At 51.0% G+C, this 16,746-nt stretch carries 20 protein-coding genes, 1 pseudogene and 3 riboswitches; of the genes and pseudogenes, 9 read left to right on the top strand and 12 right to left on the bottom strand.

Annotated elements, in window-relative coordinates; all coding sequences use genetic code 11:
- Window positions 1–89 precede the first annotated feature (89 nt).
- Window positions 90–644, bottom strand: coding sequence for a helix-turn-helix domain-containing protein (locus tag YWK_RS0115540; protein WP_026965523.1), 555 nt, complete (start codon window positions 642–644; stop codon window positions 90–92).
- Between the two features lie 110 nt (window positions 645–754).
- Here YWK_RS0115540 and YWK_RS0115535 point away from each other — a divergent pair, with 110 nt between their 5' ends.
- The gene (locus YWK_RS0115535; RefSeq protein ID WP_026965522.1) at window positions 755–1,336 is read left to right on the top strand and encodes a LysE family transporter; all 582 of its coding nucleotides are present in this window, start codon (window positions 755–757) and stop codon (window positions 1,334–1,336) included.
- Window positions 1,337–1,492: 156 nt separating this feature from the next.
- Here the strand turns inward: YWK_RS0115535 and YWK_RS0115530 are convergent, their stop codons facing one another.
- Together YWK_RS0115530 and YWK_RS0115525 are read right to left on the bottom strand one after the other, a co-directional pair.
- Window positions 1,493–3,262, bottom strand: coding sequence for a LysM peptidoglycan-binding domain-containing protein (locus YWK_RS0115530; RefSeq protein ID WP_026965521.1), 1,770 nt, complete (start codon window positions 3,260–3,262; stop codon window positions 1,493–1,495).
- Window positions 3,263–3,649: 387 nt separating this feature from the next.
- On the bottom strand, window positions 3,650–4,603 hold the full coding sequence (locus YWK_RS0115525; protein ID WP_026965520.1) for a DMT family transporter: 954 nt from the start codon (window positions 4,601–4,603) through the stop codon (window positions 3,650–3,652).
- 140 nt (window positions 4,604–4,743) lie between these two features.
- Window positions 4,744–4,881: riboswitch (FMN riboswitch) on the bottom strand.
- A gap of 171 nt (window positions 4,882–5,052) precedes the next feature.
- Between YWK_RS0115525 and YWK_RS0115520 the strand changes: the two genes are divergently transcribed.
- From YWK_RS0115520 to YWK_RS0115500, 4 genes are all read left to right on the top strand, one after another.
- On the top strand, window positions 5,053–5,643 hold the full coding sequence (locus YWK_RS0115520) for a Uma2 family endonuclease (RefSeq protein WP_026965519.1): 591 nt from the start codon (window positions 5,053–5,055) through the stop codon (window positions 5,641–5,643).
- Window positions 5,644–5,934: 291 nt separating this feature from the next.
- Window positions 5,935–6,069, top strand: a complete 135-nt coding sequence (locus YWK_RS22720; protein ID WP_281172262.1) for a hypothetical protein — start codon at window positions 5,935–5,937, stop codon at window positions 6,067–6,069.
- 241 nt (window positions 6,070–6,310) lie between these two features.
- Window positions 6,311–6,559: a hypothetical protein gene (locus YWK_RS0115505; RefSeq protein WP_026965518.1), complete on the top strand. Its 249-nt coding sequence runs from the start codon at window positions 6,311–6,313 to the stop codon at window positions 6,557–6,559.
- 140 nt (window positions 6,560–6,699) lie between these two features.
- Complete coding sequence (locus YWK_RS0115500) at window positions 6,700–6,885, top strand: hypothetical protein (RefSeq protein ID WP_026965517.1); 186 nt, start codon at window positions 6,700–6,702, stop codon at window positions 6,883–6,885.
- Between the two features lie 31 nt (window positions 6,886–6,916).
- Here the strand turns inward: YWK_RS0115500 and YWK_RS20235 are convergent, their stop codons facing one another.
- From YWK_RS20235 to YWK_RS0115485, 3 genes are read right to left on the bottom strand one after another with little or no spacing between them, the layout of a single operon-like run.
- A complete protein-coding gene (locus tag YWK_RS20235) occupies window positions 6,917–7,738 on the bottom strand; it encodes a polysaccharide deacetylase family protein (RefSeq protein ID WP_245578639.1) in 822 nt (273 codons plus the stop codon).
- Between the two features lie 21 nt (window positions 7,739–7,759).
- Window positions 7,760–8,773 carry a hypothetical protein gene (locus YWK_RS0115490; protein ID WP_026965516.1) on the bottom strand — a complete coding sequence of 338 codons (1,014 nt, stop codon included), beginning with the start codon at window positions 8,771–8,773 and terminating at the stop codon, window positions 7,760–7,762.
- Window positions 8,774–8,785: 12 nt separating this feature from the next.
- Entirely contained in the window at window positions 8,786–9,751 is a 966-nt protein-coding gene (locus tag YWK_RS0115485; RefSeq protein WP_051375658.1) for a phosphodiester glycosidase family protein, read from the bottom strand.
- A gap of 490 nt (window positions 9,752–10,241) precedes the next feature.
- Here YWK_RS0115485 and YWK_RS21165 point away from each other — a divergent pair, with 490 nt between their 5' ends.
- Window positions 10,242–10,823: a LabA-like NYN domain-containing protein gene (locus YWK_RS21165; protein ID WP_051375657.1), complete on the top strand. Its 582-nt coding sequence runs from the start codon at window positions 10,242–10,244 to the stop codon at window positions 10,821–10,823.
- A 110-nt stretch (window positions 10,824–10,933) separates the two neighbouring features.
- Window positions 10,934–10,995: riboswitch (Fluoride riboswitch) on the top strand.
- Window positions 10,996–11,036: 41 nt separating this feature from the next.
- Window positions 11,037–11,423, top strand: a complete 387-nt coding sequence (locus tag YWK_RS0115475) for a FluC/FEX family fluoride channel (RefSeq protein ID WP_026965514.1) — start codon at window positions 11,037–11,039, stop codon at window positions 11,421–11,423.
- On the opposite strand, the gene YWK_RS0115470 is transcribed toward YWK_RS0115475, so the two are convergent.
- The 3 genes from YWK_RS0115470 to YWK_RS0115460 form a co-directional block, all read right to left on the bottom strand.
- Window positions 11,385–11,918, bottom strand: a complete 534-nt coding sequence (locus YWK_RS0115470; RefSeq protein ID WP_026965513.1) for a manganese efflux pump — start codon at window positions 11,916–11,918, stop codon at window positions 11,385–11,387. The genes YWK_RS0115475 and YWK_RS0115470 overlap by 39 nt on opposite strands.
- Window positions 11,919–12,013: 95 nt before the next feature.
- Window positions 12,014–12,373 carry a fluoride efflux transporter CrcB gene (crcB, locus tag YWK_RS0115465; protein WP_051375656.1) on the bottom strand — a complete coding sequence of 120 codons (360 nt, stop codon included), beginning with the start codon at window positions 12,371–12,373 and terminating at the stop codon, window positions 12,014–12,016.
- Window positions 12,370–12,768 carry a fluoride efflux transporter FluC gene (locus tag YWK_RS0115460; RefSeq protein ID WP_026965511.1) on the bottom strand — a complete coding sequence of 133 codons (399 nt, stop codon included), beginning with the start codon at window positions 12,766–12,768 and terminating at the stop codon, window positions 12,370–12,372. Before YWK_RS0115460 ends, crcB begins: the two co-directional genes overlap by 4 nt.
- Before the next feature lie 69 nt (window positions 12,769–12,837).
- Window positions 12,838–12,900, bottom strand: a riboswitch (Fluoride riboswitch).
- A 140-nt stretch (window positions 12,901–13,040) separates the two neighbouring features.
- Between YWK_RS0115460 and YWK_RS0115455 the strand changes: the two genes are divergently transcribed.
- Together YWK_RS0115455 and YWK_RS0115450 are read left to right on the top strand one after the other, a co-directional pair.
- Window positions 13,041–13,409, top strand: a complete 369-nt coding sequence (locus YWK_RS0115455; protein WP_084453766.1) for an ArsR/SmtB family transcription factor — start codon at window positions 13,041–13,043, stop codon at window positions 13,407–13,409.
- A 1-nt stretch (window position 13,410) separates the two neighbouring features.
- Window positions 13,411–14,055 (top strand): cation diffusion facilitator family transporter, encoded by a 645-nt coding sequence (locus YWK_RS0115450; RefSeq protein ID WP_245578638.1) that lies wholly within the window; start codon window positions 13,411–13,413, stop codon window positions 14,053–14,055.
- A gap of 73 nt (window positions 14,056–14,128) precedes the next feature.
- Here YWK_RS0115450 and YWK_RS0115445 read toward each other — a convergent pair whose 3' ends face one another.
- The 3 genes and pseudogenes from YWK_RS0115445 to YWK_RS20225 form a co-directional block, all read right to left on the bottom strand.
- Window positions 14,129–15,079, bottom strand: coding sequence for an ABC transporter permease (locus YWK_RS0115445; RefSeq protein ID WP_026965508.1), 951 nt, complete (start codon window positions 15,077–15,079; stop codon window positions 14,129–14,131).
- Window positions 15,066–16,001 carry an ABC transporter ATP-binding protein gene (locus tag YWK_RS0115440; RefSeq protein WP_026965507.1) on the bottom strand — a complete coding sequence of 312 codons (936 nt, stop codon included), beginning with the start codon at window positions 15,999–16,001 and terminating at the stop codon, window positions 15,066–15,068. The genes YWK_RS0115445 and YWK_RS0115440 overlap by 14 nt, the downstream gene beginning before the upstream one ends.
- Before the next feature lie 433 nt (window positions 16,002–16,434).
- Window positions 16,435–16,746 (bottom strand): annotated as a pseudogene (locus YWK_RS20225) (IS110 family transposase); the annotation flags it as partial.

Genomic DNA, 16,746 nt, shown 5'->3' with positions numbered 1-16,746 from the left:
CGGACTAACAGCTTCCCTTGACAGCCTAGCAGTCAATGAAAGCAACGATTCAGTCGGCCCCGCCCACCCTGGCGGGGCCGCTTGTAGGATCATGCAGGATAGTAAATCACCATACTCACGCGTACCAAAGAATCGCCAGTATTGTGATAAGCATGGGGGACGTCGGCACGAAAGCGAATCGAATCTCCATTTTTCACTATATATTGATGGTCATTGATGCTGATGGTTAATTCCCCATCAAACACCGTTACAAACTCCTGTGATCCTTCCATGTGAGGTTCAGCATGAAGAAGAGCACCTTTATCCATCTCAACGGAGTACACTTCAAAGCGTCGATCCGCTTCAACAGTAAAAAACGGGTAAAGACGATATCTCCCCTCATCCTCAAGCAGTGGTTGGACCTCATTCTTTGAAACCAGAACTGTATCAATTTGTGGCTTTTGAAGCAATGAGGTAAAGGAAATTTTCAATCCGTTCGCTATTTTCCATACGGTTGTTATCGTTGGACTCGATTCGCCACGCTCAATTTGTCCGAGCATTGCCTTACTGACCCCTGTTAGTTCAGCCACTTTATCCAAACTGAGTTTCTTTTCTTCTCGAAAAGCCCTTAAGTTGTGCCCAAGCACCTCATTAATGTTTTCCACAACATACACCTCTCTTGTATATCATAACGCACAAATATATAATCAAAACGTACAGACGTTAAAACGCACAAATGATTAGTTATAACGTATCACAATGGAGGCTGTGGCCCATGCATATCGTCCCGTTTCTGTCTTACGTCTTTGTGACGACCTTCACCCCTGGACCGAATAACATCATGTCCATGGCGAACGCCAATAAGTACGGGTTTTTCAAAACGCTGAAATTCGTCCTTGGTGTATCTGCGGGCTCCTTCGTGATTATGCTGTTGAGCTGCTATTTCAACCTGCTCTTATTCAGTTTCATACCCAAGATTGAACTCGTGATGACTATCTTGGGCTCGGCTTACATGCTGTATCTCGCCTTCAAAATCATGAAAAGCAAACCGAATATGGAACATGATGATGAAAAGAAATCCAATACGTTTTTCTCAGGGCTCATCCTACAGTTCATCAATCCAAAGGCATTGATTTACGGAATCACGGTGATATCGACATTTATCGTTCCATTTTACAAATCGGACCTTAGTTTCATCCTCTTCTCGCTGTTTCTTGCATTCGTGGTCTTTCTAGCGACTTCTTGTTGGGCAGCATTTGGTGCTGTATTTCAAAGATTCCTCTCGAGATACCAAACCCCTTTCAATATGGTCATGGGTATGCTGCTCCTCTACAGTGCGATATCCATGTTCGTTTGAATGGTAGGAACGGGTGAGTATGGGAAATTGAGGCTATCGTCGGTGGCAATGCGATGTGGTTCGTGGGTTTCGCGACAATAACAAAGTCGCCGATCCATAGCGGATCGGCTTTTTGTACCCGTGGCTTAGAGCGCTACAACTGAACTGGGTCAACCATTACTTGTTTTGGGTTATGGTATTCCAAAATGCGGTGTCTTCAAATCCGGCTTTCCAAAAGGCAATACCGGCTACTCCATATTCCTTGGCAAGGGCTAATTTGTCTTGAATACTTGCCTGGTTCTCGTAGTAAATCGTATGCGTCACATGGTTTGAATCGGTATATTTCAAATACGGAACGGAATCCGCACTGTCCCAGCTCGGTGTTAGATTGGCATTTTGGATCAGGGTATCAATCTGACTGAGTGTCAGCGTTTTGGCGTAATTGTTATCCCCTGTATACCAATCATATCCATATGTACCGATACCGAGCAGCACTTTGTTCGCTGGAATTTGGGAGGTCACATACTTGAGAACCTGTTCGTCCCACGGGAGCGGGGCAATCGGTCCTGCAGTACTTCCCGCCCAGTTGTAGTCATACGTCATTACAGGAACAAGGTCTGCGGCTTGCCCGATGGCACGAAGATTGTATCCACTGTACCACGACTCGCCAGTGTCTCCCGGAATTGAAACCAACAGCTTCTTTCCAATTGCGTGAAGCTGAGTACCCAACTCGTCCACGAAGTCGGTGAAAACAGTTTGGTCACTCGGCTTCACTTGCTCAATATCAAGATCAATGCCTGTGTAGCCATCTTTCGTTGCAATATTGACCAAGTTCTGTTCCAAAGTTGCCCTCAAACTCGATGAGTTCAATACCGTGCTTGCGAGGGTCGCGTTAAAGTTCCCCATTTGAGCATCCCAGTTTGACACGGTAGCGTACACGTTCACGTTTTTACTTTTTCCGTAATTGGTCAAGTTGGTTACGTTGTTTGAACCCGGAGTACCATCGGTAACACTTCCTTTGAAGTTAAACACGTAGTTGTCGTTGCCGATATCTGTGATTGAACTGTGAGCCATGGCATCGTTAATGGACGAAGTGTAGTCCGCCCACGCGTAAATGATCGGCAGCGTGCTGGTCGTTGTACCCGTAGTTGTTGTACCCGTAGTTGTTGTACCCGTTGTTGTTGTACCCGTGGTCGTTGTACCCGTGGTCGTTGTACCCGTGGTCGTTGTACCTGTAGTTGTTGAACCAGTAGTTTGTGAACTGGTGGACGTTGAGGCAATGGACGCCGCTGGTATTTTCAACACTTGACCGACGGTGAGCACATTTGGGTTACTCAGATGGTTAGCCTGAATCAAGGTTTGCTCAGAGACCCCGGTTTGCTGAGAAATGATCCACAAGGTATCTCCAGACTTTACAACCCACTGGGTAACTGCAGAACTGGATTTCGCAGTTGTAGACTGAGTTGCCATCGTCGAAGATGCTGTGCGGCTCGACGTTGTGGTCGCTGAGGCGGAAGTAGTTGATGAAGGTGCCTTCTTATTAGCTGATGTGGTACTTGGTAACGAGGAACTGGGGATAATCAACACAGTACCTACATTGACGGAAGCCGTGTTTTTGATACCATTTGCTTTTGCGATACTTTGAACGGATACACCCGTGGCTTTTGAGATTTTCCACAGGGAATCACCAGACTTCACAGTCCAAATACGTGGAATTTTAATCACTTGCCCAATCTTTAGCGTGTTTGGTTTGCTGATACGATTGTATTGCTCGATTGCTTTCATAGGGACACCGGTTCTTTGAGAAATCTTCCAGAGCGTATCCCCGTTTTTGACTGTCCATGTCTTCGGTGCCGATACGTAACTCGTGGTGGCAGCAGTCACGTGGGGAATGCTGGCGCCCAATACAATTGTGATGGCGCCTACTTGAGCCAATACACGTTTCATCCGTGCTCGTTCCTCCTAATATGTATGCTAGAAAATTAGTAAGCGAGAGAAAAATAGCACGGCGTGATGTCACTTGTCATGAAACAAATACTGTAATAAATGTTAACATTGGTTATATTCATTGGTAACAACCATTCAGAGGAAACCCACCCATTTTGTTTAGCGCTTGTCCAGTTTTATGGTCTGAATCAATGGAAAAATCTTCGCAAAACCATTGTCGAGACTGCACAGGCATCAACCAACTGCCGAACAACGTTCCAATAGAACCGCCTGACACGCTCGCTCGTGGGTCAGGCACCACCAAAAAAGGATGCCCATCAGCATCAAGGCATCCTTTTTTGTGTTATTGCGATGGCACTCAGGTCTCATTCACACATGCTACCTCGCTTACGCCACCGACACCGCCTGTTCTGGCCGCTTTACGTCTACCCGGGCAATCTGCGCCACACAGACCCAAATGACGGCGAAGCCGATGAACTGCCACACCGTGACAGCCTGGTGCAAGACCAACCAGTTCAGCAGTAAGCCACACGCGGGAAAGGCCAGCTCTGCAATCGTCGCGTAGGACGCCTTCGTCTGCCGCAGGCCGTAGTAGTAGAGCAGCAGGCTGACCAGACTCGGCAGCAGCGCCTGAAACACCAGGTTCAGCAGGACGGCCGGGCTCATCGCGTGATGGACCATCGTGCCCCAGTTGCTCCCCCAGACGAATGCCAGCAGCAACGGCAGCGCAACGATGAACCGGAGGGCCGTGACCGTCTCAAACGGAAGATCGGAGAGCAGGTACCTTCCCATCACGGTCGATCCACCCCACAACCCGGCAGCCCCAAGCGCCAACAGAGCTCCAACCAACCGGATGTCCGAGATGCCGTGCGGCAGGGAAACACCAAATGTCAGTAAGTACGTGCCCAACAGTGCAAGAATCAGGTACATCGGATAAAGCCTTGTGAGCCGCTCCCGCAGCAACCATCGTGCCATAAGCACCGCGAACACAGGCTGTAGTTTCTGCAACAGGAGAATCGCATTGGGGTTCCCGTACAGAAACGCGCGGGTAAAGAGAATGGACGCAATCGCAGACCCACCCCAGGCGATGAAGAGGATGGCCCCCCACTGCCGAATGCTGAGTTTCCATAGATGTTTGCGCGTGACCCAGAGGGCGGGGATGGCATACAGCGCCAACATGACGTGTTCAATGAAGACGATTTGACTCGAGGTGAGCGCTTTGACCAAGGGAGTAATCAATACCGAATCCAGTCCCCAAAACGCTGCGCCAAGCGCGACCAGGTAAACCCCACGTGCGGATACCGATTGACCTTTTTGTAGTACACTCAACTGTCCATCCAATTCGAAAACCCTCTCTCCCACAGAGTTTTGAATTGAACCTTCATCAAGGAAAATGCCCTGAAGAACAAATCGCAGTTCTTCAGGGCATAGCACAGTAACCCAGCGTTCCTTCGATTTTTCGAAGTATCGCTAGGTTTATGCGTATCCTTCTCCCATCCGGACTATACCGTCGGTACTGGAATCTCACCAGTTCCTGCCTTGCGGCTCGTGGACTTCGCTTTGCAGCGTCACCACCGGTCGGGAATTGGCGTTCGCCTCACCCTGCCCCGAAGGTTCATATTCAGTTTCAGCGATAGGTACATCGCTCCGTTGTAATAAGTGTATTACGAAAAAAGTGTCCGTATCAATAGGATGGCATGTCTACATCGCGGACAACTGTGAAATCTATCCTCTTCAGAAAATGGACAGGAAGTTCCTGGTGATTTACGATGAAGCCAGAGGTGAGCATCATGCCGAAACGCGAGCCGCGGACACCGCTGATTCGTGAACAAGGTCACACGTACGAAGACTATGCCGCCATCCCTGAGGAAGCCGGACGTTACGAGCTCTTGGATGGTGAATTGCTCCTACTGTCTGCCCCATCTACCGTGCATCAGATGGTCAGTACCGAGCTACAAAAGATTCTGTACGCATGTGATGAAGAATACCTCGTCCTGAACGCGCCGCTGGACGTCATCCTGTCCAAACACAGCACTTTGCAGCCGGATATCGTCATGGTACATCGCAACCGGATGAACATGGTTACCATACGTGGCATTGAAGGACCACCGGACTTGGTGGTGGAAGTCTTGTCACCGTCTACCGCGGTCCGGGATAGAGGCAAAAAGCAGGATATCTACGCCTATTACGGAGTACCTGAGATGTGGATTGTAGATCCAGCCAATGAACTTCTGGAGCAGTACTTACTGAAAGATGGTCACTTCGAACTGGAGCAGGTCTACCTTGGCGACGATGTCGTGCAATCCCCACACATCCCGTGCATCCAATTCACCATGTCCGCCGTCATGGCTCGGATTCCGAAGTTGAAAGAAAGAAATTGATAAGTACCGCCTCACTTCTTGTCGTCCTGATCAAACGTCATAATCTCAATTCCTGATTCAACGGACTTCGCTGGCAGGTAGGCGTCTTGGAAGTCCACGCTTGTTCTCTCGTAGTTGGCAAATGCACTCCGATGAGCACCTGCCTCTGATCTGATCAATGTAACGAAATTGTCGGGTTCTGTCTGTTTTCGGCGCGGCCGTTTGCGGTAGCAGCAAACAGGACACTCGCCGCTTCGCATCGGTTCATGGATACGTAGAATGTGTCATGCTGGTTGAAGGGGGTGTAGGTCCTTGTACGATGGCGGAGTGTTTGGTGGTTTCACCCGTTGGGCAGTCGTGTTCTTGATTATCTTCGTGCTGTTCTTCCTGATTATTCCGCATCACGGCGGATATACGACGACTTGCACAACAACGCCTGTGTGTTAAGACATGAAAGTGAATATATTGACAGAGCACTCGCTGCGGCGGATGCCTTGTTGCATATGACCCAGGGTATCGGCTACGGCCGGTGCTCTTTTTATTACATTGGCCCTGTGAATCGGCCGAGTCCACCGGCCCTGCCACCATACCGGGGCGGTGTCGTGCAGTGGGCGGATGATACAGTCAGAGCCATTCGGACTGACAGGTTTTTTCGATTATACTGTTCTCATCGAAGGAGGCGACTTCTATGGGTATGGTCATTGTCGTCGTTTTTGTTGTATTGATTGGCGTAAGTCTTATGACAGCAACAAGGCAGCAGTGGAGCAGGAAGAGACGCATCGATGACAACACCAACGTGTATGACCCTATCGATGCTGACTGTCACAAACATCATCACCATCATGTAGATCATTCGCAATACGGAGACCATCACGCTCATCACCATCACGGTGGCTTTGATGGTGGATTTGACGGTGGCGGTGGCCATCACGGGTGACAACGTACGTCACATGCTCGCTTCGCGAGTTTTTTTATTTTCAACCACACGACCAGCCCAGACGATGACCTACATGGTGTGCAAAGCCATGCAGAGAAAGCCCATGTGGTGTACAATGAGATATCTGGAGGGTGATAGAAATGGTAAGAATATTTCTGTCAGACGGCCAGAAGCTAGAACTCAGTAATCGAAAGGCAAACGAGGTAGTAGACAGGCTGAATCGTACGGCTCACGCTGGATTAGCTGTCGTGGAACTTGACAAGGGAATCTGGATAAATCCAAGTCAGGTTACATCGGTATTCCAAGTCGAATCGGAATCAAAATAAAAATGATGGAGCCCGCTTCGGCGGGCTTTTTTCATCGCTCAGTACCAATCAGCTGCGGTACGGTCACCAACTGATAGCCTTGCGCTCTCAAGTATTGAATCACCTGTGGCAGTGCCTGCACGGTGTTACTCAGGTCCACGTTGGCGTTGCCAGCACAGTGTTCAAGAATGATGCCGCCTGGCCGGACTTCCTTGCGGACCAGAGACAAGATGGCGGGGACAGGGGTGCCGGCCCAGTCGCGGGTGTCGACCGACCAGTCAATCACTTTGTACCCCATGCCAGAGATGATGCGAACGGTGTCTGGGTCCGCTTTGCCGTACGGGGGCCGGAACAGTTCTGGGTGATAGCCCACCAGCGGGTACAATACTTTATCCGCTCGCACCACCTGATCACGGACTTTATCCGGGGCCAGGCGGACTTGGTCCAAGTGATTCCACGAGTGATTCCCGATGGTGTGTCCCTCTCGCACCATACGCCGGACCATGTCAGGGTGCGCTTTTGCGCGGAATCCAAGCACGAAAAACGTGGCCTTCACGTGGTACTTTTTGAGAATGTCGAGAATCTGCGGTGTATATCGCATGTCCGGTCCGTCGTCAAACGTGAGCGCAACCTGTTTTTGCGAAGCCGGCCCATGGTAGTACACCACTCCAGGAAACATCCTGCTCAGATTCACGTGTTGGCCCACGGACTTCGGAGGGTGGTTGGTTTGCGAAATCAGACGCGTTGTTGCCGTGCTCGCAAACGCGTGTGGCATACTGCCAGCCTGAATGAGGAGCGCAGCCACACCCAACCACCATCCGCAAGCAAGACACCTGCGGGCGAAGGCACGCTGAACCCCGCTGAGTTTGTGCATGCCTCATCCCTCCTGGACGAATTAAGATACGACGGTCACTTTGCCATCATCGCCAAAAAAGATCATGGCGTTGTCACGGATGGACAGATTATTATACTGCGGCAAAGACGTCGTTTTATTCGTCCGCTCGTCCGTATAGGCGTTGCCAGAGACGACAATCACGTGGCCGTCGTCGTCCACAAACACTTTGTCTGCCGGCGCCGGGTTTGCGAGCGTCATGAAGACCGAGGTGACGCCGTCGTGCTCTTCGTCAATGCGGACGACGTTCCCGCTGCTGTCCAACACGCTAAAGAACAGCGTGTCGTTGAGCACGCGAAGAATCCGGCTGTTACGGTGAAGCAATTGGGTCGTGCCTTTGTCGTACTTCAGCACGTTGTCTGTACCTTCGGCCTTGTCCTGAAAGAACAAGGTGTCCGTGGTTTGCGTGACCGCCGCATTGGTCACATAGCGACCACTTAAAGCGACTTGGTGCATTTCGCCGTTAGTATCGAAATGATACATTACGCTGTTTGTATCGCCGCTGATGAGCACGTACACGTCGTTGGTGTACGGGCTATATGTGATGGCCTGGAATTTCGCCGACTTGGAGAACCCTTGGAACTCGTGAATGGTCCGAACATCTCCAGAGCTGACGTTGATGGTATTGAGAACCAGCGTGGTGGAAGACCCTTCGTCAATTTGCGTTCCGACAAACACGCTGTCGTCGCCAATCCAGTCTAGTTCCGTCGCCTGGTGATTCAGCGCCTTGCTGAACACTTCCTTGCCGTTGGTGGTGTCGACCGCGCGGAGGGTATTTTGCGGATCGACATAAGCCAACAATTGCCCATGCTCAGACAAGGCCACCAGCTTCGGGTTGTCGTTCAGCACGTGGATGTTCTTGAATGTCTCCATCGGTTTGGGTTGCGCCGTGGATGGCTGGACTTCCCTGCCACTCACCAAGGCGTCGTAGTGGGAAAATATCGCCCATTCTCCGATGGTCACGAGTGTACAGGCTAAAATCAACGCTGCAATGAATCGCCTTCTTCTCTTCGTCATGTACCGCACCCCCTACCGCGTGACAATCCAGGCTGTGGCGACTTTCCGTTGGCCGAGGATGTCCGTCGGGTCGTTCACCAACTTGCCGTTGTACACCATCGTTGTAGAAGATCCTCCGTCCAAGTTGGCGGCTACAACCGCTCCGTAGTTCTGCATCAGTTGCGCGATGTCCGCGAGCGATGCCCCGACGTTGCCAGGGCCATGGACAAATCGACCGTCGGTCACGACGAAGATGATGGTTCCGTCCGCACGTTGGCCGATGGCCGTGCGCGGTGCGTAACCCCACCCGCCGGTGCCATGGATGAGATTCTTTCCGTTTTGAATCAACACAGGGCCAAACGACAGCGCTTCATCGACATTCAGCTGCTTCAGTTGCGGCAGCGTATAGGTTCCTGCAATCAAAGCCCCGTTCCTCGTCAAACCGATAATCGGTTGCTGACTGGAGGTTGACTCCACGACTTTTCCATCCGCAATCGTGATGCCGAGCGGAACACCGCCGGTCCCTTGCCAACCGACATCCTTAAACGCGCCGCCGTTAATCCCCGCTACGGCGCCTTGTTCCTGGACCATCTCGCTCACCGATTGGCCGACGTTGCCCAGGTATTTCGTTACCGCCACTTTCACGCGCAGCGGATCGTGAATCAGCATTATATTCGCCGTGTACGTACTGCCTTTGTATGTTTGCAGCTCAATTCGGTTATCGCCGGTGAGGCTTCGGAAATCTCTCTCCGCCTGCGCCAACGACGATATGCCGGCTTGTCCGTTCATCAGGTTTGGATCGTGTGCATCAATGACTTTTTGGGACAACGTAAACAGGGACAGCGGCCGCAACAAGTATCCGTGCCGCGAGGTGGTGAAGGAGTCAATTACGTATTCCCGCAGACCGTCGAACGGGCCGTGAAAAATGAGGAGAGAACTCGAGATGAACGCATATATCCCAACGAGGACCAGAAACGTAATGGCTCGCAGTAATCGCACGCATGTACCTCCTGAATCCATCCGCGAACCAGCGGTTCACGGGTGTATTTTGCTTATATGTTGTCCAAACTATCCTGTGATACAGCCAGCCATTCACGGCTGGCCTGGCCTTTTTTCCATCATACCGGGTTCGACAAGATTTTCAATGACATGAGCGGGGGTGGATGTGTCAACTTCCGGACAATCCTCCCGGCAAACTGCGCGCCACGGCGCAGAAAAACGACGGTCTCCTCGCATATGAATCGGTAGGTCCTGTCTGCTTTAGTAGTTTTCCGCCAGCGCGCAACCGTGCGCGGAATCGCCTTTTTTCGACAAGGTATTGCATTTTTCTATCCGATTGCATAATATATTTTCAGCAACGATATTCACCGTCCGGCGGGTCGGTGATGAATATATCGGCGTTAATGTTGCTACGGCTTCATTAACTACATATCTAATGTCGGGAGGTCAGGTACGCCTGGCCTTCTTTACTACGCAAGGGAGGAATCCTGTGGAAAGGGTTATGGTGTTCATTGACGGCAACAACTTTTATCATGCGTGCAAGTTTTATTTGAAGCAACCACCGCGTTACAACTTCCAGCAAATGTGTGATTTGGTCGTGAACAAACGCCCCAATCGTCAGCTGTTGCGCTCTTACTTCTATACGGTCAACGATCCGCAACAGCAAGGCCTCGTCGCTGCTCTTAGCCACATTCCGCGCTTCACTGTTGTACAAGGATGGATTCAGAAGCTCAAAATTCCCGGCGTCCCATTTGACCCCAACAATCCCAACACCTACATTCCTGTCGAAAAGGGTACGGATGTAAATCTTGCCACACAGCTCTTGATAGGTGCATATACCAACAGCTATGACACAGCCATCATCTTTAGTGGCGACACAGACTATATCACACCGATTCAGGAGATTAAGAAACTCGGCAAAATTGTGGAAGTGGTCTTGACGCCAGGTCAACCAACGGAATTGCGCAAAGAAGCAGACGAAGTTTTCGAACTTACCGAAGAAGACTTTCAACAATGCTGGCTCGGTCAGTATCAAACGCGGCGCAACACCTCTAACAACGTCACTGCGTAACGTATCATCGGAAAAGGGGCTATTCTCAGACAGAGGATGGCCCTGCTTATTTCGTGGTTCTGTGCTTCTGCCCGTCACGCGACGTAAAAATCGACATACGCTGTAGCAACAATGGAATCGGTGATGGAGCTCACCATGAACATCCGAAAGGATTAATGGCTCCTGCGAACATCATTCGCAGGAGCCATTTTCTTTTCACAAGGGGTGAAGCGGATGAACGTCCTATCCGTACTTGTGTTCGGGTTTCTAGGCGGTGTGATTCGGTTTGCCTGTGGAGACACGTGGTCGAGTACCCTCATTTTGAACGCAGTGGGTGCCGTCACACTTGGTGTGCTGTCCATCCTGTGGCGGGCCATTCGCGTCAAACCTTGGATGGTCATTGGCATCAATGCAGGTTTTATCGGCTCGTTTACGACGTTTTCTTCGCTGATGTTCAACACCATTCACCTGTATTCAGTACACACGCTGGATGCTGTGGAAAGCATGGTCGTCACGCTCGGATCCATCCTACTGTCTGCCGTTGGCATGATCTTTGCACAGCATTCTTGCAGACGGATGGGACTAGAGGAGCAGTCCTGCAACAACCAGCAGAGTTCCTGAAACCATCGCGGTATGTTGTCCCATTCTGGTGGTCCATCGGGTGAAGAGCTGTGAAGGCATGAGCAAGAACAGTAGGCTGAACACACCAACACAGACGGCCGTGAACCAAACCGCGACATGGGAAAATCCGATTCCAAGACCTACAGATAAGTCAGCGAGTGCTTGTGCCAGTCCCATCAACATCATTTCATGGAATCCGAATCGCATGCCAGTGGTTTCTTCCGGGCGAATTTGGTGATATAACGCCTCTAGCATGGTCCAAAGACCGACGGTAACGAGCACGCCAGAACCAAAGAAGCTACAAAGTCTGGGTGACATCATATGTTCAATGTGTAGAGCGCTGAAGCCACCGAGAAGACACGTGGTCATGGATAAGGCAGCGATAACAAAGCAAAACATCAGTGGCAAACGATGTCCTTTGACACCAATCCCCATGTTGCCCATATTGGCACTGGCAGCAATCGTAGCGCTCATCATCATGGACCCGACATACATGTTGATGGCACCCCCATTTCACCGAAATCAAGCGGTTACAGTAGGATATGGAGATGCCGTGGAATGCTCCATAGACATGCGACTAATCCGTCGCGTCACATCCACACATCCATCAGCCAAGCCAAGATACATCCGACGCCAAGGGAGCTCACCAGATAAACGACGCCCACCAATCGGTTGCTTCGAAACAGCGTCACCGTTTCCACCGATAGGGTCGAGAACGTGGTAAAACCACCACAGAATCCTGTCCCGAACAACATCATCAAATCGGGTGACGTGTTCTTAAAACGGAAGGTAAACAACCCGAACAGGGCGGTTCCAACCATGTTGATGAGCCAAGTTCCCCAAGGGAATATCGATGAGTTCACTTTGGCAACCCAGCAACTGACTCCATATCGTGCGACAGCCCCAACGGCAGAACCCACACCAACAAGGACGGGAAGAAGCATGCTCATGCAGAAACCTCCCCGACTTGAGTTTCCCTGCGGGTGCCAATCCATAGCGCCGTACCATTCCCCACATAAGCGAGTAGCGGTCCACAGCTGAGACTGGCCACCACATAGATCAGTGCCATCCATGCATGAGATTGGGCTAGCTTAATCGTACCGAAGCAGAACGTCGAAAAGGTCGTAAATGAACCGATAAAGCCAGTCCCTATACCGTCACGCAACCAAGGTTTCATTTTGGTGCGCGCGGCCATGCCGTACAGCGCACCGAGCGCAAACGAGCCCACTAGGTTGATGATGAGAATGTCCAGAGGAAAACCGTCGGGCGCAGGGATGGCAAACCCTACAAGATAGCGTAAAATACCACCGAGGATACCTCCAAGAAAAATCGCAACAACGTTCATCGTCTCTCTCCTCTCCGTCGATTTCGAAAAAACAAAAAGGCTCCTGCAAATCACCGTGTGATACCACAGTTCCTTGCAGGAGCCATCATCCCTTACGGGCGGTTTACGGTGAGCTCCATCACCGATTCAGTTAGGCATATTATAAATGACAAGTGCCCAATGCTCCAGTGATGCTCGTACACGTTTGAAGATAGAAAGGAAATGCGGGACGATTTTGTTCTGTCGTGTATATAATGAGTATATGAGTAATTGTTCATATAGGAGGTGACGTTATGATTGATGTCAATCAAGAGACTTGTTGCAACGTGGTTCATCAGGAAGCCATTGAAAGTGTGGAACAGCTAGAGCTGTCCGTTGTGGAACAGTTGTCCGAATCCTTTAAAGCTCTCGCTGATCCTACACGGATACGAATCCTGTACAACTTGTCACGTCGCGAACTGTGTGTATGCGATTTAGCAGAAATCCTCGGTATGACGCAGTCGGCGGTATCTCATCAATTGCGATATCTAAAAGCTCTTCGGATTGTGAAGTTCAGGCGAGAAGGAAATACGATGTATTACACCTGTGACGATGCCCACATCATTGGATTGTTACAGATGGCGCTGGATCACGTAACACATGCACAGGGAAGGGATGAATAAGGTGTCCACTGCCACGCACGCAAGATCTGTAAAAAAGGGCGTTCGCATTGAAATCGTTTCTCTCCTTTGGATGGTCATTGAGGGGGCGGTTGCCATAGGTTCCGGCATCATCGCCCATTCGCTTTCGTTGGTCGCGTTCGGGGCAGACAGCATCATTGAACTCATCGCGGGCGGGGTCCTGTTGTGGCGATTAACCGTGGAAGCACAAGGGGCAAGTTTGGCTCGGGTAAAACGAGCCGAAAAAACATCTTCCTGGGTGGTTGGCATTGCGCTACTATTGCTCGCGGTGTACATCCTGGTGGCATCCATTGATAAATTAGTGTCGCATCAAGGAGCGGAATCGACGTATTTGGGCATTGGATTAGCGGTTGCGTCAGGGATTATCATGCCGTACTTATCACGAGCAAAGAAGCACATTGGCTCTGAAATCGGCAGTTCAGCCCTTCGGGCGGACGGTGCCTGCAGCATCGTTTGTGCGTACATGGCTTGGACAGTTCTTGCGGGTGCGGTTTTCAATGCCATTCTCGGCTGGTGGTGGATTGATTCCATTGCGTCACTTGCACTCGTTTATTTTGTGGTCAAAGAAGGCTGGGAAGCCGTTCAGGAGGCGCGGGGAAAGGAAGATGCGTGTGGCTGTTGCCACTAAGATGAGGTAAAAAGCCGAGGAACATGTCCTCGGCTTTCTCGTGGGCTGGATGCGTTGACATCCCGAGACCGCCTTATGTGTACGCGACGTCTCTCTTCATAAAGATGAGCCACGACAAGACGTTCATCACCACAAAGTAAATCACCAGCATCGTGACGGAAAATCCCAAGGTCATGCCTTTGATGTGTGGTCCACCCACCACGTATTGCGACAAGTTCGTGTTGGCAAACAGTATGTACTTCACCCAGGAGTAACTGCTGAGCGCCGTGACCAACGTGTTGCCCACAAAGTAAGCGAGAATGGAAATGGTGATGGCCAGGGTACTGCTGCGGAAAATGGCGGAAATCATGAATGCGATGGTAGCTGTGATGACAATGTCTATCAATAAGAATCCGTATTGCATGAGCAGGTACGAGGCGGTACTCATGTGCTGAATATGCCCGTTGGCATCCGCGTAAATGTGGGGTTCCCCCGCTTCGGAGAAGCCGAAGAATATCCATCCGCAAAGCAACGAAAAGACAAAGAGCACCGCCGTCATAAACAACGCGAACAGCAGGGTGGCCAGGTATTTGGACAATAGGATTTGTGCTCTCGTTGCGGTCTGTGTGAGCAGCATCTTGATGGTGCCTGTACTGAACTCGCTCGCCACAATGTCGCCGGCAATGACCACAATGAACGCCATCAACAAACCAGACAAGTTCTCTGCGGTAACGGCGAACTTCCAACCCGTGGTGTGATTCGGGTTGATGTTGTGGTCAATGTAGTACTGATTCAGCTGAATCGACTGCTTCATGCCATCCAACGCTGCCGCGGGCATGTGTCCTGCACCATGGTTCAACTGTTGCTGCATCTCTTGATTTTGCGTGATCAAGGTTTGTTTCCAATTGGGTGTGTCCTGTTGACGGCTATGCATGACCACAGCCACAAGCACCGTGGCTAAGAGGATGATCCCCACCAGAATCCAGGTCCGGAGCCGACGGTAGATTTTTATGTTTTCGTTCCGAATCAGGTTAAATAACAACATCGGAGCTCCCCCCCGTAATCTCTAGGAACGTATCTTCCAGAGACTTGTTCACACTATGTACTGCGTAAATTTTGACGTCGCCCATGACGAGGCTGTGTACCACGGAAGGAATCTGGTCCCGCGCCACCATCAGTTCAATCTTGTCGCCATTCTGTTTCACTGCGAGGTTGGGATGCTTTGTCTGCAACAAGACAACGGCCGCCTCTGGCCTGTCCACCTCGATTTCCGTGGCGAGCTGCGCTCCTTCGTTGGACACCATATCTCGGAGAGATTTGACGTCAATCAGCTTGCCTGCCTGAATGATGGCCACCCGGTCGCACATCAGTTCCATCTCAGACAACAAGTGGCTCGACACAATGACGGCCGTTCCTTCGGTATTGGCCAGATACCTCAGGAGATCTCGCAATTCCCGAATTCCGGCGGGATCCAGCCCGTTGGTGGGCTCATCGAGAATCAGCACGTCTGGCTTCCTCAGCAACGCCTGCGCCAAGCCTAGACGCTGACGCATGCCCAGCGAGTACGTCTTCACTTTCTCGTGAATCCGCTGCTCCAACCCCACGAGTTTGACCACTTCGTCAATGCGCTGGCGCGTCACCCCGGTGGACATGTTGGCAAAGTGCTGCAGATTTTGATAGCCCGTGAGATATTTGTACATCTCCGGATTCTCAACGATGGCCCCCACGTGGTTCATGGCCGCTGTGAAATCCTTCGAGATATCGATGCCATGAATCAGGACTTGGCCTTTGGTGATGGAGATCAACCCGACCATCATCCGGATGGTCGTCGTCTTACCCGCGCCGTTCGGCCCCAGGAAACCGAATACCTCTCCCTTGGGAATCGTCAAGGAAAGGTTATCGACGATGGTTTTCTTACCAATGACTTTGGTTAAGTTGCGAATCTCGACCGCGGCTTGTTCGGCCATATCTCATCCTCCTATCCCAGCCCATCGTACATGCAATTCTTTTCCAGATCAATCGCATCCATAATATACGGAAACTTTCGATTGATAACTTCGCAAGCAAAGAAGCCCGACCTTCAGTTTTAGTGCATTTCCACAACTGGCAGAGACGCCTGGAAGCCACGAGAAGCTAATCAATGCAGTAGTGCTTCACAAACGTGCGCTGAAAACTACCCGTAACCGACGTTCTGCCGCTATCCCAGTGTTCCCCGTGAACCTAACAATTGAGGCGGCCCCGCCAGGGTAAGGCCGGGCCGCCCTCTTTCTATTTGATGGGGTGTTTTCCGCAACATAAAAATGCACAAATACGCGGCTCCTCTTTATACCGCGTTCTGATTGGTTATGCAGATTTTTGGAGTCGCGCTTCTGTGGCGAAAGCCGCCGTTAGGAGCTTATCCTCGAGGGCGTCTTCTCTGGCCCGTACCAAGTCCCGAAGAGACTCGTCTTCCTCGCTCGGAACAAAGACCGGAACCAACTCACCAGCTCGAAATAGTTGTGCCAGCCGTAAGGCATCCCGCTTGTCNGTNTTTACCCTATCGCCCTGTCTTTTGGGAATGAGTGAAGGAGCCACAACAGTACAAGAGACGTCCATTGCATGGAGCAATCGATACAGGCCATAGCCCGTGGGTCCAGCCTCGTAGCAGAACTCCAGTTTTACTCCCTCGCCGTCGAGTTGACGTACGAGGTTTCTTACGGCCTCTACTGTATG

This window comes from Alicyclobacillus pomorum DSM 14955 (assembly GCF_000472905.1).
Lineage (GTDB): Bacteria > Bacillota > Bacilli > Alicyclobacillales > Alicyclobacillaceae > Alicyclobacillus_A > Alicyclobacillus_A pomorum.
The sequence above is the reverse complement of the archived record's forward strand: the minus strand, read 5'-3'. Positions and strand labels throughout refer to the sequence as shown.

Coding starts and splice junctions, on each gene's coding strand:
- YWK_RS20235 (WP_245578639.1), bottom strand. CDS start 7,738: ATGCACAAACTCAGCGGGGTTCAGCGTGCCTTCGCCCGCAGGTGTCTT.
- YWK_RS0115490 (WP_026965516.1), bottom strand. CDS start 8,773: ATGACGAAGAGAAGAAGGCGATTCATTGCAGCGTTGATTTTAGCCTGT.
- YWK_RS0115535 (WP_026965522.1), top strand. CDS start 755: ATGCATATCGTCCCGTTTCTGTCTTACGTCTTTGTGACGACCTTCACC.
- YWK_RS0115445 (WP_026965508.1), bottom strand. CDS start 15,079: ATGTTGTTATTTAACCTGATTCGGAACGAAAACATAAAAATCTACCGT.
- YWK_RS0115475 (WP_026965514.1), top strand. CDS start 11,037: ATGAACGTCCTATCCGTACTTGTGTTCGGGTTTCTAGGCGGTGTGATT.
- crcB (WP_051375656.1), bottom strand. CDS start 12,373: ATGAGCATGCTTCTTCCCGTCCTTGTTGGTGTGGGTTCTGCCGTTGGG.
- YWK_RS0115470 (WP_026965513.1), bottom strand. CDS start 11,918: ATGTATGTCGGGTCCATGATGATGAGCGCTACGATTGCTGCCAGTGCC.
- YWK_RS0115460 (WP_026965511.1), bottom strand. CDS start 12,768: ATGAACGTTGTTGCGATTTTTCTTGGAGGTATCCTCGGTGGTATTTTA.
- YWK_RS0115455 (WP_084453766.1), top strand. CDS start 13,041: ATGATTGATGTCAATCAAGAGACTTGTTGCAACGTGGTTCATCAGGAA.
- YWK_RS0115505 (WP_026965518.1), top strand. CDS start 6,311: ATGGGTATGGTCATTGTCGTCGTTTTTGTTGTATTGATTGGCGTAAGT.
- YWK_RS0115500 (WP_026965517.1), top strand. CDS start 6,700: ATGGTAAGAATATTTCTGTCAGACGGCCAGAAGCTAGAACTCAGTAAT.
- YWK_RS0115530 (WP_026965521.1), bottom strand. CDS start 3,262: ATGAAACGTGTATTGGCTCAAGTAGGCGCCATCACAATTGTATTGGGC.
- YWK_RS0115520 (WP_026965519.1), top strand. CDS start 5,053: ATGCCGAAACGCGAGCCGCGGACACCGCTGATTCGTGAACAAGGTCAC.
- YWK_RS0115440 (WP_026965507.1), bottom strand. CDS start 16,001: ATGGCCGAACAAGCCGCGGTCGAGATTCGCAACTTAACCAAAGTCATT.